This window comes from Acidobacteriota bacterium, from assembly GCA_016703965.1.
Taxonomy (GTDB): Bacteria; Acidobacteriota; Blastocatellia; order Pyrinomonadales; family Pyrinomonadaceae; genus OLB17.
The window spans coordinates 1077671-1103592 of sequence record JADJBB010000025.1; the positions used below are offsets into that span (position 1 = coordinate 1077671).

25 protein-coding genes and 1 pseudogene are annotated in these 25922 nt (G+C 51.7%); 15 read left to right on the forward strand and 11 right to left on the reverse strand.

The features are described 5' to 3' along the window. Position 1: 1 nt before the first annotated feature. Together IPG22_22450 and IPG22_22455 are read right to left on the reverse strand one after the other, a co-directional pair. Positions 2-1273: a hypothetical protein gene (locus IPG22_22450; GenBank protein MBK6591031.1), complete on the reverse strand. Its 1272-nt coding sequence runs from the start codon at positions 1271-1273 to the stop codon at positions 2-4. 7 nt (positions 1274-1280) lie between these two features. Further along, a complete protein-coding gene (locus tag IPG22_22455; GenBank protein MBK6591032.1) occupies positions 1281-2399 on the reverse strand; it encodes a DegT/DnrJ/EryC1/StrS family aminotransferase in 1119 nt (372 codons plus the stop codon). A gap of 71 nt (positions 2400-2470) precedes the next feature. On the opposite strand from IPG22_22455, the gene nth reads away from it, so the two are divergent. Then, the gene (gene nth / locus IPG22_22460) at positions 2471-3112 is read left to right on the forward strand and encodes an endonuclease III (protein ID MBK6591033.1); all 642 of its coding nucleotides are present in this window, start codon (positions 2471-2473) and stop codon (positions 3110-3112) included. 91 nt (positions 3113-3203) lie between these two features. Here nth and IPG22_22465 read toward each other — a convergent pair whose 3' ends face one another. After that, positions 3204-4757, reverse strand: a complete 1554-nt coding sequence (locus tag IPG22_22465) for an OmpA family protein (GenBank protein ID MBK6591034.1) — start codon at positions 4755-4757, stop codon at positions 3204-3206. 122 nt (positions 4758-4879) lie between these two features. Here IPG22_22465 and IPG22_22470 point away from each other — a divergent pair, with 122 nt between their 5' ends. The 4 genes from IPG22_22470 to rpoZ all read left to right on the forward strand — a co-directional run bounded on the left by IPG22_22470 (position 4880) and on the right by rpoZ (position 8517). Next, positions 4880-6676: an ATP-binding cassette domain-containing protein gene (locus IPG22_22470; GenBank protein ID MBK6591035.1), complete on the forward strand. Its 1797-nt coding sequence runs from the start codon at positions 4880-4882 to the stop codon at positions 6674-6676. A 2-nt stretch (positions 6677-6678) separates the two neighbouring features. Then, positions 6679-7557 carry a YicC family protein gene (locus IPG22_22475; GenBank protein MBK6591036.1) on the forward strand — a complete coding sequence of 293 codons (879 nt, stop codon included), beginning with the start codon at positions 6679-6681 and terminating at the stop codon, positions 7555-7557. A gap of 93 nt (positions 7558-7650) precedes the next feature. Then, positions 7651-8292: a guanylate kinase gene (gene gmk / locus IPG22_22480; GenBank protein ID MBK6591037.1), complete on the forward strand. Its 642-nt coding sequence runs from the start codon at positions 7651-7653 to the stop codon at positions 8290-8292. A 3-nt stretch (positions 8293-8295) separates the two neighbouring features. Continuing rightward, positions 8296-8517 (forward strand): DNA-directed RNA polymerase subunit omega, encoded by a 222-nt coding sequence (rpoZ, locus tag IPG22_22485; protein ID MBK6591038.1) that lies wholly within the window; start codon positions 8296-8298, stop codon positions 8515-8517. Positions 8518-8627: 110 nt separating this feature from the next. On the opposite strand, the gene IPG22_22490 is transcribed toward rpoZ, so the two are convergent. Continuing rightward, complete coding sequence (locus IPG22_22490; protein MBK6591039.1) at positions 8628-10358, reverse strand: electron transfer flavoprotein-ubiquinone oxidoreductase; 1731 nt, start codon at positions 10356-10358, stop codon at positions 8628-8630. Positions 10359-10506: 148 nt separating this feature from the next. Between IPG22_22490 and IPG22_22495 the strand changes: the two genes are divergently transcribed. Beyond that, positions 10507-11292, forward strand: a complete 786-nt coding sequence (locus IPG22_22495) for a hypothetical protein (protein MBK6591040.1) — start codon at positions 10507-10509, stop codon at positions 11290-11292. Positions 11293-11818: 526 nt separating this feature from the next. On the opposite strand, the gene IPG22_22500 is transcribed toward IPG22_22495, so the two are convergent. Then, the gene (locus IPG22_22500) at positions 11819-12787 is read right to left on the reverse strand and encodes an IS110 family transposase (protein ID MBK6591041.1); all 969 of its coding nucleotides are present in this window, start codon (positions 12785-12787) and stop codon (positions 11819-11821) included. Between the two features lie 178 nt (positions 12788-12965). Between IPG22_22500 and IPG22_22505 the strand changes: the two are divergent. After that, a pseudogene (locus tag IPG22_22505) lies at positions 12966-13750 on the forward strand (CPBP family intramembrane metalloprotease). 303 nt (positions 13751-14053) lie between these two features. Here IPG22_22505 and IPG22_22510 read toward each other — a convergent pair. The 4 genes from IPG22_22510 to mtnA all read right to left on the reverse strand — a co-directional run bounded on the left by IPG22_22510 (position 14054) and on the right by mtnA (position 17492). After that, entirely contained in the window at positions 14054-15460 is a 1407-nt protein-coding gene (locus IPG22_22510) for a hypothetical protein (protein MBK6591042.1), read from the reverse strand. Positions 15461-15507: 47 nt separating this feature from the next. Next, positions 15508-16107 (reverse strand): nucleotidyl transferase AbiEii/AbiGii toxin family protein, encoded by a 600-nt coding sequence (locus IPG22_22515; protein MBK6591043.1) that lies wholly within the window; start codon positions 16105-16107, stop codon positions 15508-15510. Then, positions 16104-16316, reverse strand: coding sequence for a hypothetical protein (locus IPG22_22520; GenBank protein MBK6591044.1), 213 nt, complete (start codon positions 16314-16316; stop codon positions 16104-16106). The genes IPG22_22515 and IPG22_22520 overlap by 4 nt, the downstream gene beginning before the upstream one ends. A gap of 108 nt (positions 16317-16424) precedes the next feature. Further along, positions 16425-17492, reverse strand: coding sequence for an S-methyl-5-thioribose-1-phosphate isomerase (mtnA, locus tag IPG22_22525; GenBank protein MBK6591045.1), 1068 nt, complete (start codon positions 17490-17492; stop codon positions 16425-16427). A gap of 228 nt (positions 17493-17720) precedes the next feature. Here mtnA and IPG22_22530 point away from each other — a divergent pair, with 228 nt between their 5' ends. From IPG22_22530 to IPG22_22560, 7 genes are all read left to right on the forward strand, one after another. Beyond that, entirely contained in the window at positions 17721-18386 is a 666-nt protein-coding gene (locus IPG22_22530; protein ID MBK6591046.1) for a hypothetical protein, read from the forward strand. A 129-nt stretch (positions 18387-18515) separates the two neighbouring features. Next, complete coding sequence (glgP, locus tag IPG22_22535) at positions 18516-20648, forward strand: alpha-glucan family phosphorylase (protein MBK6591047.1); 2133 nt, start codon at positions 18516-18518, stop codon at positions 20646-20648. Positions 20649-20653: 5 nt separating this feature from the next. Continuing rightward, a complete protein-coding gene (locus IPG22_22540) occupies positions 20654-21379 on the forward strand; it encodes a hypothetical protein (protein ID MBK6591048.1) in 726 nt (241 codons plus the stop codon). Beyond that, positions 21380-21706 carry a bacillithiol system redox-active protein YtxJ gene (ytxJ, locus tag IPG22_22545; GenBank protein ID MBK6591049.1) on the forward strand — a complete coding sequence of 109 codons (327 nt, stop codon included), beginning with the start codon at positions 21380-21382 and terminating at the stop codon, positions 21704-21706. 30 nt (positions 21707-21736) lie between these two features. Further along, complete coding sequence (locus IPG22_22550; protein MBK6591050.1) at positions 21737-22027, forward strand: DUF971 domain-containing protein; 291 nt, start codon at positions 21737-21739, stop codon at positions 22025-22027. A gap of 85 nt (positions 22028-22112) precedes the next feature. Continuing rightward, positions 22113-22385, forward strand: a complete 273-nt coding sequence (locus IPG22_22555) for a hypothetical protein (GenBank protein ID MBK6591051.1) — start codon at positions 22113-22115, stop codon at positions 22383-22385. 67 nt (positions 22386-22452) lie between these two features. Beyond that, the gene (locus IPG22_22560; protein MBK6591052.1) at positions 22453-22839 is read left to right on the forward strand and encodes a hypothetical protein; all 387 of its coding nucleotides are present in this window, start codon (positions 22453-22455) and stop codon (positions 22837-22839) included. A 157-nt stretch (positions 22840-22996) separates the two neighbouring features. On the opposite strand, the gene IPG22_22565 is transcribed toward IPG22_22560, so the two are convergent. Together IPG22_22565 and IPG22_22570 are read right to left on the reverse strand one after the other, a co-directional pair. Further along, the gene (locus IPG22_22565; protein MBK6591053.1) at positions 22997-24091 is read right to left on the reverse strand and encodes an energy transducer TonB; all 1095 of its coding nucleotides are present in this window, start codon (positions 24089-24091) and stop codon (positions 22997-22999) included. Then, positions 24069-24332: a hypothetical protein gene (locus IPG22_22570; protein MBK6591054.1), complete on the reverse strand. Its 264-nt coding sequence runs from the start codon at positions 24330-24332 to the stop codon at positions 24069-24071. The genes IPG22_22565 and IPG22_22570 overlap by 23 nt, the downstream gene beginning before the upstream one ends. A 296-nt stretch (positions 24333-24628) precedes the next feature. On the opposite strand from IPG22_22570, the gene IPG22_22575 reads away from it, so the two are divergent. After that, on the forward strand, positions 24629-25921 hold the full coding sequence (locus tag IPG22_22575) for an insulinase family protein (GenBank protein MBK6591055.1): 1293 nt from the start codon (positions 24629-24631) through the stop codon (positions 25919-25921). Position 25922 lies beyond the last annotated feature (1 nt).

Consider the following 25922-nt stretch of genomic DNA (forward strand, 5'->3'; position numbering starts at 1 on the left):
ATTACAGTCTGCTTAGCGCGAAATCGTCGTACCAGAGAATCCCTGTGATCGGGCAGTCTTCCCCGCAAAATTCGCGGATTGTTCTAACGCTGATCCCGCTGCAATTTGCGGGACTCGAAAATTCAACAACGATCTGCTGCCAATCCGCCGTTCCTGTCGGAACCTTCGGCGATCGCACGATCATTTTTTCATCGTTGGAGTTTATTATCTCGATCAGAGGCATTCCTGCACTCCTAAGATTTTCGGTTCTCACCCAGAATTGCAGGCGGTATTTGCGGTTCGGTTCCACTACGACGGTTTGGAGTACGTTAGCGAAAGTCGGCTTGCTAAATCCCTTGAACGTCAACCGCAAACTTCGATTTCCGTCCCGTTTTACGCGATTGTCCGGAACTGCATCAAACTTTGGATCATTTCTCGGCGTCTGCCATCCGAAACGCGAATCCGCATTCTCACCGATCGCTTTTTCAAACGAGCCATTCGAAATAGTTTCGGGAAGAGCCTCCGTTTCGGCTCCGTATTGACGGGCGAATTCGAGCGATTCAGGGAAATGTTTTTGATCGAAAAGTCCGAGTGCGATCGAACGCGCAATCGCCGTGTTTTTGGCTTTATCAGCCTCGGTGAGGTGGTTCCAGTTCCAAAGAGCCTCTTCCGCACGCCCGCGTGCCGCAAAGAAATATGCCAACCGCGCACGCATGTCTGGCCGTTCCCCGGCAAGACTCTCAATCTGGGCCGCTTCCTTGTTCGAGTAATCCCAAATCAGAGAGAAAACCTGCTCCCGGTATTTAATGCTGTTTTCGGCGGCTATCTTTAATTCGGCAAGTGCTTTACCTGTTTGGTTCTGCCGAAGGTAGAAATTTCCGAGATGCCATCTTGCTGAGGAGTACGAAGGCGCCAGTTCCACCGCTTTTTCTAATTGAACAGCGGCCTCGGCCAACCTTTCGTCTTGCTCATATGCTCGGCCCAGTTCTGTTCGCCAGCGATGGTCATTTGGGCTACGGCGTACCGCGTCTTCGAGGTCCGCTATCGACGCTGCTGGTCCATCCGCGACTGAAGCTTTTAGGGAAAATGCTGCCGGATTAGCGGGAGCCCAACGAGCCGCGACTTCGGCGATCTCAACGACATTCGGGTCGGTTTCCTGCGTCAGGGTTGCAAGCATGTCCCCGAGCTGCCATCTTATAGAAAACCATGCAGCTGCAACCAACGAGATCACGCCTAAACCGAGCAAAATACGTACCTTTACACTGCGCGTATCAATGGGCTTGAGATCGTGCATTTGCTGTCTATTGTTCGAAGAACTCAGCGATCGCGTCAACGACGGCGGCCTGCTGTTCGGTTTTTAGTTCCGGAAAAATGGGAAGTGCCAACGTCACGGCAGCGGCTTTTTCCGAAACCGGAAGATCGCCGGCCTTATAACCAAGATAGGCGAAACACTCCTGCAAGTGCAGCGGCACAGGGTAGTAAATATCTGTTCCAATTCCCTTTTCGGTCAAATGAGCCCGCAATTCATCCCGCACTCCGGGAACCGCAATAACAAATTGATTGTAAATGTGCCGGACATTTTTGCGCTCGATCGGAAGCGAGACCTGCTCACTCAAACCTCGATCGGTAAACATCTGCCGGTATCTGGCCGCGTTTATCTGACGCTTTTCGGTCCACGCGTCGAGATGCGGCAGTTTGACCCGCAGAACCGCACCCTGAAAGCCATCGAGCCGCGAATTTAATCCAACATATTTGTGATAGTAGCGTTCCTCGGAACCGTGCACGCGCAGAGCCAGTAGTTTCTTAGCGATATCATCGTCATTGGTCGTCAGGAATCCGCCGTCCCCCATCCCACCAAGGTTTTTAGAAGGATAGAAACTGAAACATCCTACCGCTCCCATCCCGCCCGCGCGAATACCTCTGTCCTCGGAACCGATCGCCTGCGCAGCATCTTCGACAACGGGGACGCCGAACTTTGCCGCCACCGCGTTAAGCTCTTTCATGTCTACGCATTGGCCAAACAGATGAACCGGTTCGATAGCTTTAGTCCGTTCGGTGATCCTGGCTTCGATCTGTGATATGTCTAAATTGTAGGTTTCAGGTTCGATGTCAACAAAAACGGGTACGGCCCCCAGCCGAGTGATGGCACTGACGGTTGCAAAAAAGCTGTATGGCGTTGTGATCACTTCGTCGCCCGGCCCAACGTCGAGAGCCATTAGAGCAAGCACAATGGCGTCGCTTCCCGAGGCGCACGCGATCGCGTATTTCGTCCCGCAATAGCCAGCAAGCTCGCATTCGAGTTCGGCAACTTCCTTGCCGAGAATAAATCCATTCGTATCGAGCACACGTGCCAAGGCTGCTTCGATCTCGGGTCTGAGGATATCGTTCTGTTCTTTTAGGTCAAGTAATGGTACCTGCATGATTAATACAGATTCTACTCAAACAATGACGTGTTTGCATTTTTTCACTTTGTTTTTTAGCCTCTACTCCTATGATCTCAGACCGAAATAAGCGGACGCTCGAGGTTATCAAGCGGCTAAGAAAGGCATATCCTGACGCTCACTGTGCCCTGAATCACACAAATCCATTTGAGCTTTTGATCGCGACGATCCTTTCCGCTCAGTGTACGGATGCTCGAGTGAATATCGTTACCGCCGACCTGTTTCGCAAGTATCACGGCCCCGCAGATTTCCTCAAGGTTCCGCAGTCTGAGCTTGAACGCGACATCCATTCAACCGGGTTTTTCCGCAATAAAGCAAAGAACATCCAGGCTGCTTGTGCTCGAATCATCGAGGTTTATAATGAGGAAATACCACGAACAATGGATGATTTGCTGACCCTTGGAGGCGTTGCTCGAAAGACAGCGAACGTCGTTATGGGGAATGCTTTCGGCATCGCGTCTGGTGTGGTTGTCGATACACACGTCTCGCGTATCTCTCAGTTACTCGGCCTGACCGAGAGCAGGACGCCCGAGAAGATCGAACAGGATCTTGCCGGACTCGTTCCGAAAAAAGACTGGGTAATGTTTCCGCATTGGATGATCTATCACGGCCGTCAGGTTTGCATCGCCCGACGCCCTAAATGTGAAGAGTGCGTCCTGAATGACATTTGTCCATCAGCCAAAACTTCATAGATCCGTGGTTCCAGAACTAAATAGAAAATCCGTGTACCCGATCAAAACATCGAGTACACGGATATTGAACGAACGGACGCCTGCTCGAGTTCTAACGCGTATACGGGATCAACATTATCTGAATTCTACGATTCTTAGCCTTATTTGCCGGTGTTGTATTCGGAGCGACCGGCACGCTCGCGCCGTAGCCCTTAGCAACTATTCGACCTTCCTCGACGCCCATTGTTGCAAACTTCTCAGCTACGGCATAAGAGCGTTTGTCGGTTACTGTCTGGATCTGAGCGGCAGCTCCCGTATTATCTGTGTGAGACTCGATCGAGATCCTGTAGTTGGGATAATTCGAAAGGATCTCTCCAAGCGACGTTAGTTTACCCTCCGCCTGAGGTGTAAAAGCCGTTGAACGAGTTCCCGCCCAGAGAGATTCGGGAAGCGTTAGGATAATTCCCTGTTCGGTTTTTTCAACCGTTCCGAAAGTCTTCAATGAGCTCATCATAGCGGCCTCAGCTGCGCGCATTTTTGCCGCATCAGCCACCTCCTGGATCGCTTTCTTTTCATTTTCCGCTGCTTGCACGGTTGCCGCGAGCTTCGCAAGGGCCGTCTCGGTCTCGACCCGAGCTCTGCCGAGATCCTCACGCAACCTGCCATTCTCATCCCGAAGTTCTTTTAATTGGCTCGAGTAATTCATCGCATCCCGTTCGGCTAATTCCCGGTTGCGGGTTTCGCGCGCAAGTTCCCCCTTTAGTTCTGCGATCTGATCTTGAGCATCAAGGTATTTCGACTCAGCAGCCCTTATCTCGGCGCTATTGCGTGTTTCCTCATTGCGCTTTTCGCGAGCTTCTTTTCTTTGGGCAGCTAATGATTCGGCACGTACAGACGCGGATATCGACTTTCGGGCGGCGATATCTACCGTGTCTTCATCTCGGCCCGCCTGCCACGCGTTTTCGGCATTTTGGAGTAGTGTCGCGGCCTCAGAAAGTTCAACATTCGCATCGCGTTCAGCACCGGCAAACTTAGCCAATGCGATCGCCTGCTTCGCCTGAAGGATCGCCGGCGGCGTTTTTGCATAATCAGTCTCGGCTATCTCCGGAGTTCGCGGATCACGGAAGAAATCACTTGAATTCCCAAAATATGTAATTGCCGGACTGGTTCCAATTCGCTGCCCGTTCGCTCCAACAGGATACAAATTCTCGAGCATTATCGTCTGGCTGGGCCGCGTCACCATAAAATGAGGTTCGGCGGTAATGATCAAAGCAAATGTCTGCAGCGGCGTTGTTACTCTAACCTTTGAGTCAATAAAAAACAGTCCGCTACGCTTTATCTCGCCAAGATTGTCAGCTTGTCCGGTCGGTGAAATAGCCCACAAAACATAGGTTGCATAGCCCGCGCCGAGTTCAAATGGCCGCGGCATTTTTTCGACGGATAATTCAATGGTCGTACCGCTGCGCGACGTTCGCTTAACCTTAGCCTCGCCCTTCATCCTGGGAAAGCGCGTTGTACCCCGAAACTGAACCGTCACCGTGTCATCAAGCGGATATGTAATTGCTGTGGTCTTTCGTCCAACATCGACCTGGCCTAAACCGACTAGAGATACAAATGTTACGATGAGCCCGATAAATACGGATTTGGCAGCGAACGTTTTTTTCATAAACTTCTCCCTGGATTACGAATCAATATCAAGAGATGCCATACAGGGTTTGAAAGTTGCAAGACAAGAGTTTTGGACAGTTAACCTTCAAGTAAAGTATATTCAATCCTTTACACGCAGTCATGGACGATCTAAAACGCCTGCTCAAATACGTCAGACCCTATTGGCTAACCTTCGTGCTGGCGTTTTTTGCGATGATCGTTGGCGCGGTATTTGAAACTGCGACCGGTGCTCTTCTCGTGCCGATCTTCGAGCAATTTCTTCGAAATTCAACTGAAAGCAAAACGCTTTTTGACCTAAACAGCCTTATACCCAGGGACGACTGGTACCGTGCATGGATGATGATCGCAGTCCTGTTGATCTCATTTACGGTGCTAAAGGGCATCGCAGAATACTTCTCCTCTTTTCTGATGGCGAAGATCGGCCAGTCGGCCGTGCTGAATCTCCGGGGTGAACTTTATTCCCATCTACTGGAGCAGCCTGCTGTCTTCTTTGAAAAGCACCGGACCAATTTCCTGGTCTCGAGACTCGTGGTCAGTTGCTCCGCAATTGAGTTGGCGGTTTCGTCGAACCTGCGGGACGTGATTCGAGAGACGGTGATGCTAGTGGCGTTTATCGGGGCAGCGTTTTATTACAATTGGCGGCTAACGCTCGGTTCATTGATAATCGCCCCGATCATCGCCCTACTGACAGCGAGCTTTTCAAGTCGACTTAGGAAGCTTGCCGATGTCTCGTTGGAAGGAAATAAGGAACTGAACGACACATCTCAGGAAACTCTGTCGAACCATATTATTGTCAAAGCCTATTCCGCGGAACCACGTGAAAAGAAACGGTTTATGGATGTAGCCCGCATTATCGCTAGGGCTAACATGCGCTCGGCAAGCATCGCTGCGACATCTCCGCCAACCATCGAGATAATTGGCATGGTCGCGGTTGTCGTACTTCTTTTTTTTGGTCTGCGTGAAATTGATGCTCAGCGTATGGACGCTCCGCAATTTTTCACATTCCTGCTGTTTCTGCTTCGCAGCTACGACCCAATGCGAAAGATATCGCGACAACACAATGAGATCACCAAGGCGTTTTCCGCCGCCCGCGATGTCTGGACCATTTTGGATGAGAATGAGACGCTGGCCGAAATATCGAACCCAAAACAACTCGGGCCGCTGAAAACGGAAATAATACTGAAAAACGTTACATTTAACTACCGCAACAGTAAACGCAAAATACTCAAGAACATCGATCTCGAAGTTAAAACCGGCCAAATGGTCGCCCTCGTAGGTGAAAGCGGCGGCGGCAAATCAAGCCTCACTAGGCTAATTCAGAGACTGTACGACCCAACCGAGGGCTCGATAACTTGGGATGGAGTAGATCTAAGGGATTCTAGTGTCGCAAGCCTCAGAAAGCAGATAGCGTTGGTAACACAAGAAACAGTTCTATTTAACGACACTGTTAGAGAAAATATTGCCTACGGACGTCCCGATTCGTCACAGACTGAGGTCGAGGAAGCCGCTCGAATCGCATACGCAGACGATTTTATTTCACAACTTCCCGACGGCTATTCAACTTTGGTTGGTGAACGGGGTGTGTTGCTTTCAGGAGGCCAGCGCCAAAGAATCGCAATAGCTCGTGCAGTTTTGATGAATGCTCCCGTTTTGATCCTAGATGAGGCAACATCTGCCCTTGATACGGAAAGCGAATCGCTGGTTCAAAAGGCCCTTGCCAATCTGATGCAGAACAGAACCTCGATAGTTATTGCCCATCGGCTGTCAACCATCAGAAAAGCGGACAAGATTGTTGTCATGGAAAAAGGCGAGATCATTGAAACTGGTATGCACGACCAGTTGCTAGACCAAGGAGGCACGTACAAGAAGCTTTACGAGCTCCAGTTTGCCGATATGGAAGAAACGAAAGAAGATTAATTATGAAATCAATGACAGGCTTTGGACGCGCTGCAGTGTCCGATGATAATCACTCAATAACAGTCGAGCTAAAGACGGTCAATAACCGCTTTCTCGACATAAATATGCGGCTTCCGTCTGAGCTGCAGCCGCTCGAACCGACAGTTAAGAAGCTCATTAGCGGACGTCTCGCTAGGGGAAGGGTTGAAGTTAACCTCCAGTACGATCGAAACGACGCTGTCGAACTTGAAATAAACCGTCCCCTGATCGCTGGGTTTCTCGCGGCTATGCAGGAAATGCAAACCGAATTCTCACTAAGCGGCGAACCGGATATCAATGTCATCGCCCGTCTGCCGAACGTCGTCAACACGAAAAAGCAGGAACCAACCAGCGAGTTCCTAAATGCTATCGAACAGGTTTTCACCGCGGCACTCGATGACCTTGAATCTATGCGTTCGATGGAGGGAGCGATGCTTGGGGACGAACTCTCCTCAAGGATCATCGAGATCGAATCGAGAATTCCAGCGATCGAACGAGAGTCAGCTAAGGTCGCCGACGAGTATTCCGCACGCCTGACAAAACGGGTGGCCGAGCTTCTCGCACGTACCGATTCGCAGCTCGACATTGATCAGGGCCGCATCGCTCAGGAAGTTGCATTTTTGGCAGATCGAGCAGATATTTCGGAAGAGATCACGCGGCTCAGGGGGCATATCGAGCATTTCCGGTCGATCGTAATGGACGAGCGAGACGTTGGGAAACGCCTGGATTTCCTAACTCAGGAATTCAACCGCGAAGCCAACACGATCGCCTCGAAAACCAACAACATGATCGTAAAAGAAAACGCACTCGCTATAAAAAGTGAAATTGAGAAAATCCGCGAGCAGGTGCAAAATATCGAATGAGTTTGTTTGAATATCTTTGATAGCACTTGGAGGTCGTCTTCAGCCATCAATTTCGATGGCATTCTTCCTCCGTAGCGGCTTGGCGAAACGACTATGAAAGGAAAGCTCATCATTATTAGCTCCCCGTCCGGGGGAGGAAAAGGAACGCTGATAAAGGAAGTTCGAGGCTTGTTGCCCGAACTTGGCTTTTCAGTATCGCACACAACTCGCCCGCAGCGATTTGGTGAGGAGGATGGCCGTGAGTATTTCTTTACAACCAGGGAAGAATTTGACCGCCTGATCGTCGACGGAGAATTCCTTGAATACGCCGAGGTTCATGGAAATATGTACGGCACCTCACTGTTGGAAAGCGAAAAGATCTCGCGAAGTGGAAAGGATCTGATCGTTGAGATCGACGTCCAAGGAGCTCTCCAAATACTGGAAAAACGTCCTGATCAGTGTATCAGTATCTTCATTCTTCCACCGTCGTTTGAGATCCTACAGGCTCGATTGACGGCAAGAGGCACCGAGGGGCAAACGGAACTAACCACTCGCCTTAGGAACGCCTTTAAGGAAGTTCTGCAATACAAAAAATTCAAATACGTAGTGGTCAACGAGGATCTCCCGGTCGCCACGCGGCAGATAGCATCGATTATTGTCGCGGAACGGCAGGAACGAGATAGACAAACTGAGGCTATTCAGGCTATCCTTAATAGTTTCGATGCGTCAAAGCATCTATTTGATGGAGATAGCTAATTTATGGTCGAAGAAATAGAAGAAACAGAAGTAGAAGAAATAATTGATCCACCGGCGATCGATTCGAAATACCGCATGATCATTCTCGCTGCTCAGCGCAGCAAGCAGCTCCAGCGTGGTGCGATCCCGCGAGTCGATCTCGATATGCGAAAGACAAAATCGACTCGTATTGCGATGAAGGAACTTGAGAACAAGAAAATCAATTTCGAGATCCTTGAAAGCTAAATCGCTGTCCTCACAGTTCTTGCAGTAGTTACAACATACAAAAAGGCCATTGCTGCATTGCAATGGCCTTTTTCCTATTTGTATACATCGGTACGGTTAAATACCTGGTTTTACATACCTTTATAGTTCGGCCCCCCACCGCCCTCAGGCGTGACCCAGTTGATGATCTGGTAAGGATCGGCAATGTCGCAAGTTTTGCAATGAACACAATTTGAAAAATTGACCTTCAGTTCCTTTCGTCCCGTTCCGGCATTGTCTTCCATCTCATAAACGGCAGCCGGGCAGAATCGCTGACACGGGTTGCCATATTCCTCGGCACACGTGGTCGCACATATCTCCGTATCTAGTACGTGCAGATGCGATGGCTGATCTTCGTCGTGGGCGACAGCTCCGTAAAATACATCCGTTACCTTATCGAACGTCAACTCCTTATCGAATGGAACGCCCGCATACCGTTCGGACTTCAAATGATCCGATGGCCCAAATCCACCGGCCTTTGCGTTGCCGTTTAGCTTTTCGATCCGTTCGTGGCCTGCGACGTGGTGTTCCTTCGGCATAAAACCCCAGGCGAGGCCTTTGGTCATAAACTGCAGCCCAGTGTTGACCAATGCCGACCAACGGCCCTTCTGGAAGGCTCCGTGGAAGTTGCGGACCGGATGCAGTTCGTCGTAGATCCAGCTTAAATTGACCTTTTCCTCGAAATGCTTGAGTGTTTTTGAAGAGAAATCGTCGTGTTCAAAAGCTCCGATGATCGTCTCAGCGGCGAGCATTCCTGATTTCATCGCGGTGTGGATTCCCTTGATCCGCTGGCCATTCAGGAAAGAGCCGGAATCGCCAACGATCAATGCCCCGTCCGCATAAAGCCGCGGCATCGTGAAGTAGCCGCCGGCGTTGATGGTTTTCGCACCATATTTGATCATCTTGCCGCCTGCAAGGACCTCAGCGACCTTCGGGTGGGTTTTGAACTTTTGAAACTCGGCGTGCGGATCGATGAGCGGGTCTTCGTAGTCGAGCCCGGTTACGTAACCGATGCTGACCATGTTGTCTTTGAGGCCGTAGATCCAGCCGCCGCCGTAGGTTCGCGTGTCGGATGGAAATCCAAGCGTATGAACGACTTTCCCTTCCGGAAAATTCCCGGCGGGCAGTTCCCAAAGCTCCTTTATCCCCAGTGAATAGACCATCGGCTCTTTGTCTTCGGCAAGTCCGAGGCGCGAAATTATTTGCTTGGCGAGCGACCCGCGTGAGCCTTCACCGAGCACGGTGACCTTAGCCAAAAGGTCTACGCCAGGCTCAAAATTAGCCTTTTGATGGCCTTCTTTGTCGATTCCCTTGTCACCGGTTCGTACGCCGATCACGCAGTCGTTCTCGTCATACAGGATCTCAGCCGCAGGGAATTCCGGGAAAATATTGATTCCCGCTTCCTCACATTTCTCACCAAGCCATTCGCAAACCTTACTGAGCGAAACGATGTATTTGCCCTTGTTCTTCAGCGGCGGCGGAACGAGCGGTGCGTTAAAGCCTTTCTTTTCACCTAGATACCAAAATGCATCTTCCGTCACGACCGAATCGACGGGACAGCCTTGTGCCAGAAAATCAGGCATAAGCTCGCGGATCGCGATGGGATCCATGACGGCTCCCGACAGAATGTGTGCCCCGACGAATGAGCCTTTTTCGACGATCGCTATCTCGAGTTCGCCGATCGCCTTGCCCTTTTTGAAGCCTTTTTCGACCAGTTCGTCGTGTTCCTTGATCTTGTTTTTCAAGTGCAGCGCAGCCGCCAAATTTGCAGGCCCAGCACCCACAAACACAACATCCATCGGTATTTGTTCGCGTTCGATCATATGATTATTGTCAGAACCGCCTGCTTAAGCGGGCGTAAGACGGCTAAAATGAATGGCGATTCAGTTCTTTGGAGAGTATATCAGACAAATCGATCCAAAGTCATTTTCCTAAATAGCTGATAACTGATAGCTTTTATGCTCAAGTAAAATGCTATCAGCTATTTCGAACCAAACAATGCGAATACTCACCGCAACGATCTGGATCTCAGTCCTGCTACTAACAGGCTGCTCGGCGTCAAAAAATAAGATCGATCCCGCCCGTTCGAACGGTCTGCCTACGAAGGTTTTGTGGGCATGGGAACGCCCTGAAGACCTGCATTTCATTGATCCAAACGAAATCGGCGTGGCGTTTTTAGCTCAGACGATCTTCCTCGAAAAAGACCAGGTTTCGCCCAAACCTCGCCGTCAGCCGCTCGAAGTTCCGCCCGGGACGTATCTGATCGCCGTCACGCGGGTCGAGACAAAAAAAGGCACGTTCGACCGGCCGACTTTTTCGGCCGAGATGGGTTCGAAGATGGTGAGTCTGATCAAAAACACGCTCGAACTGCCCGACGTAAAAGCGATCCAGATCGATTTCGATGCCGTCGTTTCCGAACGGCCATTTTACCGGTCGATGATGCGGGAGCTCATGAAAACACTGCCTCCCGATACGCCATTGACGATGACATCGCTCGCTTCGTGGTGTACCGGCGATGCCTGGTTCAACGATTTCCCGGTGGACGAAGCGGTCCCGATGGCATTCCAGATGGGAGCGGATTCTGAAAAGATCCACAACTTTCTGAGGGCCGGAAACGACTGGAACGAACCGCTCTGCCGCGGCAGCTATGGAATCTCGCTCGACGAGGGCCGTCTTGAGGGAATGAAGCCCGGCCGTCGGCTCTATTTCTTCAAAAACGCCGCCTGGCAGCCCTCAGATCTCGACAAATTACCATGATAAAATGGGCTCATTTAGGTAGAGTGGAAGCTACCCATTGGTAAAGCAGAGCCTCGAGATTGGTAGAGGTATTGGGGAGATTGGTCAAAGGTCTGCGAGCTATGATTTTGGGTATCGCGCACTCCGATCTGCGTCTCTCTGACGGGAAAGAATCGAGTATTGTCACAGTCGTTCTCGGCCGGGGTCACATCTATGAAGTTAAGCCATGAGTCAAGCGCACTTCGTCGGTCGCACCGAGTTTTGGTGTGATTCGAAGTCATGTTCGTTTCGACAATAACCAACCCGCCTCCTTTTATTGTTAGATTTACTTTCAGTTCGCACCGCCGTTTGTGGCGAGTGCCATCATCTATTCGTGCACAGATTTAACTGGCTACATGAAACTAGATCGGCTCATCCCGACGCTTTATCGAGATGGCTGGCCGTGCCATCAGACCTTCAGAGACTGAAGATTTCTCTTCACCTCTCCTGACCCCTCGCACAGGCCAACTTCGCCCCGCCGGTTGCAAACTGTTCGTAGCTGATGTTGTCACGAAGCATGACGTAACAGTTGATGAGCAGTTTGCGGGCCGCTGCGACTTTTTGCTTTCGGGCGGCCGCGTCGACGGCTAACTTGCAAGTAATGTGCCTTGATCCCATGATCGCGGCACGTCTGGGCGGCCTGACCGAGCAGATGCCTCGTGAGTCGCGAGCCATGCTTGCTGATCGAGCCTATTCGTCTCTTCTCGCCGGAGCTTTTCTCCAGCGGGTCCAGTCCTACGAACGCGACTACCTCTTCCTTGCGTCGAAAGCGGCGGACGTCGCCTAGTGTGTGAATGAGTGCCAGAGCGGTGACCACTCCGATGCCCGGATGCGTCATCAGAAGGCGCGTCTTTGCATCTTTATCCGCCTCCTCCGCAAGTTTCGCGTCAAAGGCCGCTATCTCTTTAGACAATTCGTTGTATAAAGAAAACCGCGATATGACGATGAGCCGCTCCATATCGGTCGAAACCGCATCGAGAAGCTCTTTCTGCCGTTTAAGTGTCTGAAGCCGAAACTTATCGAGCCCCTTCGATCGAGCGAACGCCTGTAGCGTGTTTGCGATCGATGTACGCTTCTTCACCAGAAAATGCCGATGATTGAGCATCGTGAGCATCTCGCGGCTCCGCTCGCTCCTCGGCGTGATCTCGGGAAACGAGCCGTTCACCAGGAGATCCAGGATCGTCTCCGCATCACGAAAGTCGTTCTTGTGTCGCGACAACGCAGCTCGCCTGATCAGCCTCGGATCACCTATCTTTACCTTTATTCCGTTTTCAAAGAGCAGCTTTTCAAACCACCACAAACAACCCGTCGCCTCTACCCCGACAACCACCTCGTCTCCAAACTTGCGATAAAACGCCTTCAAAGACTGCTTGTCCGAATGCAGAAACTGCCGATACCGCACCTCTCCATCCCTCTCGTCACAATAAGCAACCGTCTGCTCGTATGGGTGAAAATCAACCCCGATGTATACTGTCATTGTTGATTCCATCGGGTCAGTTTCTTGTCAAAACTCTGAGTGTTTTCTAACACTCGACTCCGATGGAATCAACTTCATAACATCAGTCCTTACAATTCAAAGCCCACGGATGTGGGCGACAGATCCGTTCGCACCTGAATATATTCGCCGATCAAAATGCTAAGATGCGGATACTGTGATGACAACGCATAAGAAGTTCTTCCTAATTCTTTGGGCCTTGGGGTTCGTTGGGATCTTGTCGTTCTTGTTTATAGATCTGGCCGGGATCATCGAGATACTTCCTTCAGACGTCGAGGTTCCTCCGATGGCCCCCTGGCTGATCAAGGGCTTAAGCCTGATTCAGCCGACGGTGATCTTATCGATCGCGGTTCTGGTTGGGATCGGGCTTGCGCCGAAGGTCGGTTTGTCGGCTCCGGTGGCTGAAAGCCTCGCCAAAAACGAAAATTGGTTCCCTGCTCTCAAACCACAGATCGTTCCCGGCATTATCGGCGGCGTAATTAGCGGCCTCGCGATCGTCGTGACGGCCGCCCTATTAAAACCCTTGCTGCCAGCCGAAGCCGTTGTGCTGATAGGCAAATTCGGCAACGTGCTACCGCTCCCGACACGATTTTTGTACGGCGGGGTAACAGAAGAACTGCTGCTGCGTTGGGGCCTGATGACGCTGCTTGCCTGGCTCGCGTGGAGGCTTTTTCAAAAAGGCCAGGGCAGCCCGAGATCGTCCTGCTTTGTCGCCGCGATCCTCGTCTCATCCCTGATCTTCGGCATCGGCCACCTGCCGGTCGCATTCCTGCTCTTCCCACACCCAACGCCCACCCTCATTCTCTTCGTCCTAACCGCCAACTCCACCTTCGGACTAATCGCTGGCTACCTCTACTGGAAAAAAGGACTTGAATCCGCCATGATCGGCACGTCGTGACGCATGCTGTATTGTTTACGGCGAGTTATTTGGGGAGTTATTTTTAAGGTTTAGGCTTCTCGGGTGTTTCGGAAACTTCATTAAGCTGCGGAGCAGCGACAGAATTTAGCCCCAGGTGCAGCCTTGCGGAATCTGGGGTGGGAACCAAAAAAGATCTTAAGCCCGCGTGGTGGGCGACAGATTTATGGCCGTTTGCACGAATCTATGTCGCCCGCTCCGCAGGCTCAAAAACAAGATTTGGCTATTCCCCAGGTTCCGCTTCGCTCCACCCTGGGGTTACAAGTATGCCGCTGCTCCGCAGCTTTGATAATCGTCTCGCGAGTACGCGACCGGAGCAGGGGAACCCGGGATTATTTCTCCAGTCTTTTTAAAAGATCAGCAGCCTGGCTACTACCTTCCTCTGCCATCTCTTCTAAGGTTCTTTTTAACCAATTTTTTACTTCTGGATCTCTATTATTTGAGTTGATAATATCTTGAAGACGGTCAAATCTGTTTGGATTCTGCGACTCTTTATATCCCTGGATCAGCCAAGTAATATCCTTGGGATTGTTTGCGGCAATCACCCTCTTAGCTAACTGGTCGGCTGCTTCTAATGGCGAACAAGCGACAGCGTAAAAAGCCATCCAACGATCCTTGTCCGAGCTGTTCATAAATTCTCGAGCCCATTCGACCGTTGCAATGTCGCCCATTCCGGCCAAGCCGAAAGATAATTCCCAATGCTCCTGATAGCTCTTACCCACTAGACTTCTGACGATTTCGGTCGCCTCGGGATTCGGATTCTGAACGAACCACGTAGCAAGCCTGCCGGCTTCTTCGATATCCGCCGATCTCAGAGCGGCCATCATCAGATTGAGGTGGTGTTTATCTGCCGTCTTGATCATTGCCCACATCAGAGGCCACCGTTGCGATTTGTCTAGCTCCGGATAGTTCCGTGCCAGCTTAATGAGGATTGTCTCATTTCGGGTCTCGCTGATGTATTTGCTTATTGGGCCGATGTAGTTTAACGGAATAGGTTTTTTCAGCAAATCGATAATAAAGCCCGCCGCTTGTTTGTGCCTGCCCCACGCAAAAGCCCATAACACGTCTCTTTTCTGCTCCTTAGAAGAACCGGAGTAAAGGGTTACAAGATAATCAAAAGGTTTGTCGGGCGTAGGTGAGTTCAGTTCGTCATCGATATCTGAAACAAGAGATTTCGGATAGTGCTTGGCATTTCGCCGGTTCAGAGCCAGTTTCCGCAGATCCCCCAATTCTTTTTTCTCGATATCGTAGTCGTTTTTTGAGCTGATGCGGATGAAATGTCTCACGGATCTCAACAATTCCGAGGAGTCCAAGTCATTGATAGGCAGATTCATTGCTTCCGTCGCAACTACCGACATCTCCCAGCCCGACTCGCCTTTGTTAACAAATAGAAGGTATTTTGGCTGGGGAGACCTGAGACTCTGCTCTAGTAAAGGGGCTAGAAACAATGATCGTCGGTCAGAGCCAAATGATATAACTGTACAGCTTGTATTAGTTTCGTAACCATTAAAAACCTTATCTTTGAAGTCTCCCTTAAGGACTTCGACGATCTTAAACTCAACAGCACTTCCATCTCTGGAAACGGGTTCAGCAAGAAGAACCGCCTCCGTTTCCTTCACCAGACCGTATTTTGTTTTAGGCAGATGACCGTCCGCATAAGAACAAGCCAGCGAGTAAAAACTCGAACAGTTAAGGCAAACTGCTATCGCGAAGATCGCTTTTAGTAACCTGTTGATCATCACTTTTTGATGTTTTAGTCGACTAATGAGTTGTCGTGAGAGCCTTCTTAGTCCAAAAATTGCTCGATGTAGCCATCGAGGTGTTTTTGGAGGTCTTTGGTTCCGTTGTAGCCGCGTTTGGTTATGAGTTCCAGGAGTTCGCGGGTAGCTTCTAATTCCGGCGGCGTCGCGGCGGTGATGAGGTGTTGGAGGTCGAGGATGTCTTGTGGGCGCCGGTTCCAGTCGGCGGCGAGGGTTTTCATGGCGATCAGGGAGGGAATGGTGGCGACGCGGACGTTGATGTCTGAAAGGATGTGGCCTTCTTCGGCGGTTTCAACAATCTCTGACTCGATTCCAGTAAAGGCGAAAATTAGATCGATTCGCATTGGCGGGCGACCGGATGATTTAAGCCGAGCCGTAGCCAAGCGGCCTCTGTCGTCGTGATGGATCAGTTCGGCAACAGTGTAGCCAAGCTGCGTAAGTTCGTAGACGAGACTATCGGCATGAGCGTCATCTGTCACAGTTACCGCTAGGTCAATATCCTTAGTAAAACGCTCTATTGTTCGGAACGAAACGGCTATCCCGCCGACAACTGCAAACTTTGCTTTACGCCGTTCGAGAATGTCGAATATTAGTTTCGAATGATGTTCGAGCTGTTCGTTATTCAGATCTTTTTAGAGACGAATCGGGAGATGTCACGCCTTGAAAAGCCCTCGTCCGTACGCTGCGGCAACTCCAAATACCAACGGTCAACCTCGCTCTCGATCTCGGCGAGCGTGATGTCAGGATTCTTTTTCCTGAGCTTGTGGATGAAAGCTCGCTCGCCGAGTCGCTGAAGTTCGGACAGCATGCGAAATTGGGGTTCAAAGTCTCTCACGAGTCTTATTTTAGCATGTTTTGCTGGTGATTTTAACACGATTTGCTCCCCGAGGTAGAAGAGCCCAGTCGCTATCGCTCCCGGTTCTGACCCGTTGTGGCCGCCCGCTTACGCAGGCGGTTCCGACTCGAACTGAGCTTTCAAACTCTCCGTATACGGAGCCCTCGCGACGCCTTTTTCGGTGATTATGGCGGTTACCAGGTCATTTGGGGTTACGTCGAAGGCGTAGTTGGTGATGCCTACTCCTTCGGGGGCTAGTTGGTGGCCTTTTACGTGGGTGACCTCCTCGCGGTCGCGTTCTTCGATGGGGATCTGGTCGCCGGTTGGGGTGTTAAGATCGACGGTCGAGAGCGGGGCTGCAACGTAGAAGGGGATGTTGTGGCGTTTGGCTAGGACAGCGACCATGTAGGTGCCGATCTTGTTGGCGACGTCGCCGTTGGCGGCGATGCGGTCGCTGCCGACGACGACGGCGTGAACGCCGCCTTTTTTCATGATGTGGCCGGACATGTTGTCGGTGATCAGGGTGACGGGAATGTCGTCTTCCATCAGTTCCCAGGCGGTGAGGCGGGCACCTTGGAGGTACGGGCGCGTTTCGTCGGCGATGACTGAGATCGATTTGCCCTGGTCGACGGCTCCGCGGATCACGCCGAGCGCCGTGCCCCAGACGCCGCCGGTGGCGAGGGCCCCGGCGTTGCAGTGGGTCAGGACGACGTCGTTGTCGGCGAGCAATTCGCCGCCGAACTGAGCGATCAGACGCTGCGATTCGATGTCTTCGTCATGGATGGCGATGGCGTCGGTTTTCAGGATCTCTTTGATCTCGCTGACCGATTTGCCATCCGCTTTGGCCTTTTGAAACGTGCGGTTCATGCGGTCGATCGCCCAGAAAAGGTTGACGGCGGTCGGGCGTGTCGCGGCGAGGACTTCGCTGATATAGGCGATCTCTTCTTCGAGATCGGCGACGGTGGTACCGACAAAATTCTTTGCCCCGAGAGCGATGCCGTACGCGGCCGAAACGCCGATCGCCGGGGCTCCGCGGACGACCATGTCTTTGATGCCGGCGGCGACTTCGTCGTAGGTTTTGAGCGTGAGCCACGTTTCCTCGGTCGGCAGCAAACGCTGATCAAGCATGAGAACGCCGTCGTCGGACCATTTTACGGGGATGATGTTGAGTTTCATATGGATGTTGTGCCGCCCGTAGCGGGTCGGAACCGCCTCCCGTGAGGGGGCGGCCTGTTGGTGATAATACAGTACATGATGGCCGTCTTCGTGCCGCCCGCTTACGCAGGCGGTTCTGACCCGGTCGAACCCTCTGTACGAAATTTTTGATTATACCGAAACGTGTATTCAAAGTGAATCACGCAACTTTTCGCAAACATTCCGACCCTCTTACTCGTTCTCTTTTCCATGAAACTCGAACACATACTCGATGACATTCACGCAGCGGTAACGCGGCGGTGGTGGATGCAGATCTTTGCAGCATTTACGCGGGTGCTGCTGGCGGTTGGATTTATTCCGCCGAGTTATAAAAAGATCATTCACGAACCGTTCACGTCGCTGCCGGATTCGAATCCCGTCGGGCATTATTTCAACGCTCTCCTACAAACCGGTTTCTACTACGAATTCCTCGGCTGGGGCCAGATGATCGCGGCAATTCTGCTGCTTATTCCGCGAACTTCTCATCTGGGAGCCCTGTTATTTCTTCCGATCATCGTAAATATCGCTGTTTTGACATCGTCGGTCGGATTCGTGGGAACGTGGCTGTTAACGATCTTCATGGCGCTGGCCGCGACTTTCCTGGTCGCATGGGAGTACGATCGGCTGAAACCGATCATTTTCTCAACCCGCGAGAAAAGACCGCGCAAATTCAATTTTCAGTTCGTCACGATCCCGGGCTTTTTCGCGATCGGCGGGGCAGTTATGGGCGGACTTTGGTGGCTGATCGGCCTGGGCAATTTCTCTAACTATCTAAGAGTAAGTGCTTTGCTGGTCGCAGTCGGAGCTGCTTTCGGGCTTGTCGTCGCTCTTCACTACCGGTTCATGCCTGTCGGACCGCTCGATCGGAGGGAATGATCGGGCGATGGGGGGCTCGTAAAATTTGATACTCCGGCTTTCTTCGTTTATATTTGTTGGTTTAATGAACAAAGTACTATGACGGAGGCCTCGACCGATATCGCAACACAACAAGCAGTAAGCCAGCAAATGCAGACGGAATTCAGAACGGATTTCGAGATAAGACGTGACATTCCGGAGGTCCTGCAACCGCTGATCTCCATTTCCGCCAACTTTTATTGGTCCTGGCAGCCCGACGGAACCGCTCTTTTTCGCGACCTTGACCCGACGCTTTGGGATCAGTGCGAACAGAATCCGCGACTGTTCCTCAATAAAGTTAAACGGGTTCGCCTCTGGCAAAAGATCCTTGACACTGATTATGTCGCCCGGCTCGAGCGATTTAACGACAAATTTGTAAGATATCTGAGCGAGGAACGCGAACCGGGTGACGTCAATATCGCTTATTTTTGCGCTGAGTATGGCGTACATAATTCCCTACCGAACTATTCCGGCGGGCTCGGCATTCTCGCGGGCGACCATTTGAAATCAGCGAGTGACCTCAATATGCCGCTCACGGCGGTAGGATTGCTCTACCGTTACGGCTATTTTCGCCAGCGGATCAGGCACGACGGATGGCAGGAAGAGACCTATAACGACGTTTTCTCCTCGGAATTAGCGGTGACGCCGGTGTTTGACGAGAACGGCGAGCGGGTAACGGTTACGGTCCATATTCGCGGACGCATTGTGGTCGCTCAGGCCTGGCTGGCCCGCGTTGGCCGGATATCGCTTTATTTGCTCGATACCAACGTGCCGGAAAATAGCGATGTCGACCGCCTAATTACCGGACATCTGTACGGCGGCGACACGGAAACTCGGATCGTACAGGAAAAGATCCTTGGCCTAGGCGGCGTGCGCCTGCTGAGAAAACTAGGGCTCAAGCCGACCGTTTTTCACCTGAACGAAGGCCACGCTGCGTTTTCGACACTTGAATTGACGCGAGAATATCTCGCCGCCAATCCTGAACACACATTTGCCGACGCGGTGCAGGAAGTCCGAAAACAGTGCGTATTCACCACTCACACTCCAGTCGCGGCCGGTAACGATGTCTTTGATCCAAAGCTCCTTGCCGAGTGTTTCAGCCCGGCATTTATTGAATCGCTCAAGCTCACCGGTTCCGAATTTATCGCTCTTGGCCGTGCAGACCTCTCAGACGATACAGAATTTTTCGGCATGACACCGTTTGCGATCCGCATGTGCCGTTCGGCAAACGGCGTGAGCGCGAAACACGGCGAAGTTTCGCGTGAATTGTGGCTAAAAATGTTCCCCGACCTTGCGGATTCGGGCGCCGTGCCGATCACCTCCGTAACGAACGGCGTACACGCTCCGACGTGGATCGCTCCGGCGTTTCAGAGGCTTTATGAGCAGAATATCGGTTTGAATTGGCACGAGATCGTCAGAGACGAGGAAACATGGGCAACGGCGGCCAAGTTCCTGACAGACGAGAGCGTTTGGAATGCTCATCAGTCACTCAAGAATCTGCTCATCGCCTTTATCCGCGAGCGCACTAAATCGAAAGAGACCGGCGATCTCGATACGATCAACGAACATGAGAATACGCACCATTTGTTTTCGCCAGACATACTTACGATCGGCTTTGCCCGCCGTGTCGCGGCGTATAAGCGTTGGGATCTGCTGTTCTCCGACCTGCCGCGATTGCTGAAAATGGTGGACGATGCGGAGCGTCCGGTTCAGTTCGTTTTCGCCGGAAAAGCCCACCCGCAGGATCGCACTGCAAAAACCATCCTGCAGGAATTGATGAGCATCAATCACGATTCAAATTGGCAGAAGCGTGCGGTCTTTATTGAGGATTACGATCAGGAAGTGGCTCGATATCTCGTCCATGGCGTTGATGTTTGGATGAACGTTCCGAGGCGTCCGATGGAGGCGAGCGGCACCAGCGGGATGAAAGCCGCTATGAACGGGGCTCTGAATTTCTCGATCCTGGATGGCTGGTGGATCGAGGGATATAATGGCCGGAGTGGTTTTGCGATCGGCGATCTGGAGGGAGACTTAACGGAAGATGAGATGGACACCGCGGACGCAGAATCGTTGTATTCCACGCTCGAGAACGAGCTGATACCGGCATACTACGCAAAAGACGAAAGCGGACTGCCGACCGAATGGATCGCGCGGATGAAAGATTCGATCGCTACGCTGACGCCGCAATTTTCGAGTGATCGAATGGTTTTGGACTACCTTAGAAATATCTACGATCAGGGATAACCGATATGAACCCATCAGAATTTCGTACAGGTGTAATTAAACCGGTTGAGATCTATAAAGAGGCCTGGGAGCTGATAAAGCCTCAGTACTGGCTTGTCTTTGCGATAGTGATCGTAGGGATCCTGGTCGGTTCGGTGATCCCCATTATCCTGATCGGCCCGGCGATGTGCGGCATTTTCATGTGCTTGTTCTGCCTGACGGATGGGAAGCCGCTGAAATTCGAGGATCTGTTCAAAGGATTCGAGTACATTTGGAAGAGCCTGCCGATATCGCTCGCGATAATGGTTCCCGTCTTTGTCTTCTTGATCGTCATCTATATTCCACTTATCGGAGTAGCGGTTGCAGGAAACAAGATGAGCGAGTCTGAGCTGCTGCCGTTCATTGCGGGCGTACTCGTATTTGAGTTGATCGCCGCGATCGTGATGGTTTCTTTTCATACGCTGTTGCTGTTCGCCTTTCCGCTCGTTGCCGACCGTGGCTTATCCGGGATCGACGCTATAAAATTGAGTATCAAGGCGGTCTGGCAGAATTTGGCCGGAATGGCCGGGCTGCTCGGCGTAGGTATGGTGATTGCGATGGTCAGCTATCTTGCTTTGTGCATCGGAGTTTACTTTGCGATGCCGATAATCATAATGGGGCAGGCGGTCGCGTACCGTAAGATATTTCCAGCTCTGCCAGGGGCACCATTCGATCCGCCGGCGCCGAGTTCTTATCAAGGGGTTTCTAACTAAATGCCGGCAAATTTTATTGAGATCACGTCGAATGAGCAACTCGACGCATTGTTTACTGATTCATTTCGCCATCCCGTCGCCCTGGTCAAACACAGCAACACCTGCGGGATCAGCGCGAATGTCATGTACGATCTGAAAGAGATCGACGCCGACGTTAATGTGATCGTCATTCAGCAACATCGCGATCTCTCCGACGCCGTGGCAGAACGTATCAATCATCGCCACCAGTCGCCGCAAGCGTTCGTTATTAAAGACGGCAACGCGATTTACCACGCCACGCATTACGGTATCAACCCTGCCGAGATCGAATCAAAACTGCGAAACTAAGAGCCTTTACTGCTCACTGCCAACTCTAAAATGCTTGAACCAACCCAAATAATTGAAGAATCTGACAGCGAAGTCTCGATCAAATGGTCGGACGACGCCGAAACACGTTATTCAGCGCCGCAGCTCCGCCGGATTTGCCCGTGTGCCTCCTGTGTGAACGAATGGACCGGCGAAAAGATCCTCCAAAGCAGCCAGGTTCCTGACGACCTGAAATTCAACCACATCTCGATCGTCGGCCGCTATGCCCTGAATTTTCACTTTTCAGACGGACACGATACCGGTATTTTTAGCTTCAAATACCTGCGCGAACTCCCTGGGTAGCTCCATAGCCCGGAATTGTTTTAGAAGACACGGCCTACCGCGATTTTCGGATCGTCGGCAAGTTGCTCTGTGATAAGATGGAGTTATGCAGGAACGCGATATTTTTGATGAAAAGCAGGAAGTAAAAACGGCAAACTACTCATGCCCGAACTGCCGCGAGCGGGCCGATTACGAGGTTCGATGGATGAAGCGGACGAAGAAAAAGAATGCACCGCGATTCAACAACGAGAACGACCGCGCACAGTACCAGAAATCCCGCGATTATATGGTTCGTATCGATGACATGCTGATGTGCAAGAACATGCGGTGCCGCAAACGGTTCGAGATACCTTCTTCGCAATCGATTGTATTCATCTAGACAGAACTCACGGCTCGAACCTGCTAATGTTGTCTCCTGAGATGTTTTACAAGTGGAGGAAACTACGATGATCGAAGGAAAAGAGCTGGAATTTTACGAATGGGAAAAGGTTCCAAACCAAAAGATCGATGCTGAGCGACGGGCCGAGATCGAGGCATTGGGAATAGATACTAACGAGTTAAGACAGGAATTGGTCGATAATTATCCGGCATCACCGGCGGATTCGGGCGGCGATGTTGACGCTGAGTGGCAAGAGGTCGAGACAACGGGCTCGGAAAGCGTCTTTGGCCATAATCCAACGCCTGATCAGTCCGATGTCGAAGCGAACGCCCATGCCATGGGGATCGATTTTCAAGACAATGAACCGCTTGATTTCGTCAGGAAAATGGAAAAGCGGGACGAAGACCGGTTTGAGCTGAATGAAGATTCGAAGTCGTCGGATGGAACGATCTAAGGGTCAGAACCGCCTGCGTAAGCGGGCGGAACGATCGCAAATAAAGTACGCCAATAAACCTTAATCCTGACGCCCACTCACGCGGGCGGTGCTGATAAATACGAAGAGGTTGCCTCATTAGGGGCAACCTCTCGTACGTTCTGACTGATGGTTATTCTTAGTAGATCGAGAACGAATACTCGATCTGTTTTGTCACCGTCTGGCCCTGACCGTTAGTTTTGGCGGGCTCGAAGGCGATCCGTTTCGCTGCGGCAATTGCCTGTTCGCTAAGGCCGTTAGGAAGTCCTTTGACAACCGACACGCTTCCGATCTGCCCCGAGGATAAGAACGTCACTCTGAGAATAACCGTTCCCTGAACATTTGCCGTTCTGGCCGCATCCGTGTATCCCGGTCGCGGTTTCGACAGGATCTTCAGGCCCTGCGTTACGCCGCGAGGCACCATCGGGGGCGGGCCGCCGTCGTTATCATCACCGCCGCCTGTACCATTACCATTTCCCGAACCGAGTCCGCCGCCGCTGCCGCTGCCCGTTCCCGAGCCTGCACCGGTTCCGCGGCCGCTTCCCTGTCCTGTACCTACGCCGCTTCCCTGGCCGCCGCCCGAACCTGTTCCGTTAGAAAAGTTAGCAAAACGTCCGTTAGGGTCACCCCAGCGATCAAATTTCTTTTCAAAAGTTCGGTTGCCTTCCGTCTGTGGAGGCGGCATCTTGAGTTCGAAGTTATCGCTGCGGAAAACTTTCGCATCCGGCGGACGAGTTGGTTTGGGCGATTGGTCAGCGAGATCGCCTTGTGTCGTGTCTTCCTTCTCTTCACGGCCGCCACCGCCACCGCCGCCACCTTTATCTTTGTTCTGCTTGATCTGCTGCTCCTCGATCTCTGTCGGTACATCTTCAACCATCACGGCGTTGAAAATTTCGTCATTGATCGATCCAACTTCGAGATCTTTGCTGAAGAGGTTGTAAACCATCGCCGATATCAGAACGAAGCACATGAACCCGAACGAGCCGGCCAGAAGGGCACGACGCGTGCCGACATTCTTTTCTTCGATCTGGGTAATGTGAAAACCATCGTCGTTCGAGCTGACCTTAACCCAACCCTCCGAGGCGTCGCGTTTCGCGTCCGTATCGACTACGGTTTTCTGGGTAAATGGTGCGACAGTCGCAGCCGCAGGTCTTTTTGGCTTCGGAACGGCAACCACCGGAACTTCGACGGGCTGTGCGATCACCGGCTCTTCATATACCGGCTCTTCGATCACAGGCTCCTCGAAAATTTCCTCGATGGGAGCAACTTCCTGAGGCTACCTCAACCGGCGTTTGGACCGGTTCGATCACTCGTGCCACAACCGGAGCCGCGACGACTTCTTTCGGAGCCGGAGCTTCCGGAATAACGGGATTCATCTCAAAAGTCTGCAGCGATTGCCCGCAATTGGGGCAAAAGCCGAACTTTTCAGCAAATCCTTCGTCACACGAACTGCAAAATTTTACGATCTTTCCCATCTTTCAGCCTCTCTTTTATCGACGCTTCCGTGGAGGACGCGGTTACCCATCAAGGATTATACCGCGATTATTTCTAAAGTTTAACCACTTACCAAGAAAATTACGCGTACTGCTTCGTGCGTAATCACTCAATCTCCATAGATGCTGCATCTGTTTGACGCGATGCCTTTAGACTCTTAAAATTTCCATTTATGAAACTCAAAAGCAAAATCGCGTTTCATATAGACCGCCCTGACAACACAAGACGACTATCGGGCAACTAACTGTTAATCTGAAGTTGCCCAAAGATATATACGATGAAAAATAAGAAATTATTCCAGAAAGTTGTCTTCGTTGCTTTGATCGTCCTTATTCTGTTCTCGCTGGTCGCTCCGGCGATATTTTCGCAGGATCTTCCCGCTCCGCGGCAGGAAAAACTGCTCAATGGTCTCAAGGTGTTGATGTGGCCTGACGCCAAGTCGGACAAGGTCGCGATAAAGATCCGCATACATTCCGGCGCGGCGTTTGACCCCCAAGGCAAGGAAGGCGTGATGCAGATCCTGGCGGACAACGTTTTTCCGAACGAAGCGACTAAGGATTTTTTCAGGGAAGACCTTGAAGGCTCGCTAGAGATCACGTCGAACTACGATTACATCGAGATCAGCGCGACCGGAAAAGCAGACAGCTTTTTGTCGATGCTCGAAACGCTCGCGACCGCGGTTGCAAACCCGACGATCGATAAAGAGCAGACCGCGAAACTTCGAACTGCCCTCCTGGCCAAAGTTACGGCATGGGAAGCAGACCCGACATATATTGCAGATCAGGCGGCGGCGAAGCGCCTGTTTGGAACGTTTCCATACGGCCGCCCGGAGGATGGAAGCTCTGGCTCGCTGCCGAAGATAGATTTTGCCGATCTGATCGACGCGAAACAGCGATTCCTGACCGCGGACAATTCCACGATCGCGATATCGGGAAAGTTTGAACGTGACCTCGGTTTTCGTGCTGTCAGGCGATATTTCGGAAGCTGGCTAAAGTCAGATCGAAAAACGCCATCGACGTTTCGCCAGCCTGACGAACCCCCGACGGCAATGCTGAACGTCGTATCGCCAAAACCTGATGTCGCAGCTATCCGTATGGCAATGCGGGGCACGGCGAAAGCGGATAAGGATTTCGCCGCCTCGATGGTGTTTACCAACATTCTCGAGTCGCGGCTCAAAGCTCGCGTGCCGGAAATATATTCCGATCAGCTCTTCGTTCGCAACGAGGCTCACACGCTGCCGGGCATGATTACTATCGGATTCGCTGCCACTAAGAACGACGTTGGCAACGCGAATGGAAAGATCGAGGCAAATGAACTGGTCGGAAAAGCTCTTGCGGATCCGATCACCGATGCTGAATTCCAGGCGGCGAAGGCAGCCTTTCAGGCAAAGTGGACGAAGCGTGATGTTTCGTCATTCTGGCTGGACGCCGACACCTATAAGTTTACCGATGCTCAGGGCTACGCTCGAGCCGCTGACCTTGTAACGATCGCCGATGTTAACGCTTTCGCTGAAAAAACGCGAAAACAGCCGATCGTGACGGTCCTGCTCAACAAGCCGCCCGCAAAATAAA

Excerpts from the sequence above, each read along its gene's own strand:
- IPG22_22560 (MBK6591052.1), top strand. The coding sequence starts at position 22,453 with ATGATCGAAGGAAAAGAGCTGGAATTTTACGAATGGGAAAAGGTTCCA.
- rpoZ (MBK6591038.1), top strand. The coding sequence starts at position 8,296 with ATGGTCGAAGAAATAGAAGAAACAGAAGTAGAAGAAATAATTGATCCA.
- IPG22_22465 (MBK6591034.1), bottom strand. The coding sequence starts at position 4,757 with ATGAAAAAAACGTTCGCTGCCAAATCCGTATTTATCGGGCTCATCGTA.
- IPG22_22495 (MBK6591040.1), top strand. The coding sequence starts at position 10,507 with ATGCTATCAGCTATTTCGAACCAAACAATGCGAATACTCACCGCAACG.
- IPG22_22500 (MBK6591041.1), bottom strand. The coding sequence starts at position 12,787 with ATGACAGTATACATCGGGGTTGATTTTCACCCATACGAGCAGACGGTT.
- IPG22_22475 (MBK6591036.1), top strand. The coding sequence starts at position 6,679 with ATGAAATCAATGACAGGCTTTGGACGCGCTGCAGTGTCCGATGATAAT.
- IPG22_22555 (MBK6591051.1), top strand. The coding sequence starts at position 22,113 with ATGCAGGAACGCGATATTTTTGATGAAAAGCAGGAAGTAAAAACGGCA.
- IPG22_22450 (MBK6591031.1), bottom strand. The coding sequence starts at position 1,273 with ATGCACGATCTCAAGCCCATTGATACGCGCAGTGTAAAGGTACGTATT.
- IPG22_22510 (MBK6591042.1), bottom strand. The coding sequence starts at position 15,460 with ATGATCAACAGGTTACTAAAAGCGATCTTCGCGATAGCAGTTTGCCTT.
- IPG22_22540 (MBK6591048.1), top strand. The coding sequence starts at position 20,654 with ATGAACCCATCAGAATTTCGTACAGGTGTAATTAAACCGGTTGAGATC.
- IPG22_22530 (MBK6591046.1), top strand. The coding sequence starts at position 17,721 with ATGAAACTCGAACACATACTCGATGACATTCACGCAGCGGTAACGCGG.
- IPG22_22570 (MBK6591054.1), bottom strand. The coding sequence starts at position 24,332 with ATGGGAAAGATCGTAAAATTTTGCAGTTCGTGTGACGAAGGATTTGCT.
- mtnA (MBK6591045.1), bottom strand. The coding sequence starts at position 17,492 with ATGAAACTCAACATCATCCCCGTAAAATGGTCCGACGACGGCGTTCTC.
- IPG22_22470 (MBK6591035.1), top strand. The coding sequence starts at position 4,880 with ATGGACGATCTAAAACGCCTGCTCAAATACGTCAGACCCTATTGGCTA.
- IPG22_22575 (MBK6591055.1), top strand. The coding sequence starts at position 24,629 with ATGAAAAATAAGAAATTATTCCAGAAAGTTGTCTTCGTTGCTTTGATC.
- glgP (MBK6591047.1), top strand. The coding sequence starts at position 18,516 with ATGCAGACGGAATTCAGAACGGATTTCGAGATAAGACGTGACATTCCG.
- gmk (MBK6591037.1), top strand. The coding sequence starts at position 7,651 with ATGAAAGGAAAGCTCATCATTATTAGCTCCCCGTCCGGGGGAGGAAAA.
- IPG22_22550 (MBK6591050.1), top strand. The coding sequence starts at position 21,737 with ATGCTTGAACCAACCCAAATAATTGAAGAATCTGACAGCGAAGTCTCG.
- IPG22_22455 (MBK6591032.1), bottom strand. The coding sequence starts at position 2,399 with ATGCAGGTACCATTACTTGACCTAAAAGAACAGAACGATATCCTCAGA.
- IPG22_22490 (MBK6591039.1), bottom strand. The coding sequence starts at position 10,358 with ATGATCGAACGCGAACAAATACCGATGGATGTTGTGTTTGTGGGTGCT.
- ytxJ (MBK6591049.1), top strand. The coding sequence starts at position 21,380 with ATGCCGGCAAATTTTATTGAGATCACGTCGAATGAGCAACTCGACGCA.
- nth (MBK6591033.1), top strand. The coding sequence starts at position 2,471 with ATGATCTCAGACCGAAATAAGCGGACGCTCGAGGTTATCAAGCGGCTA.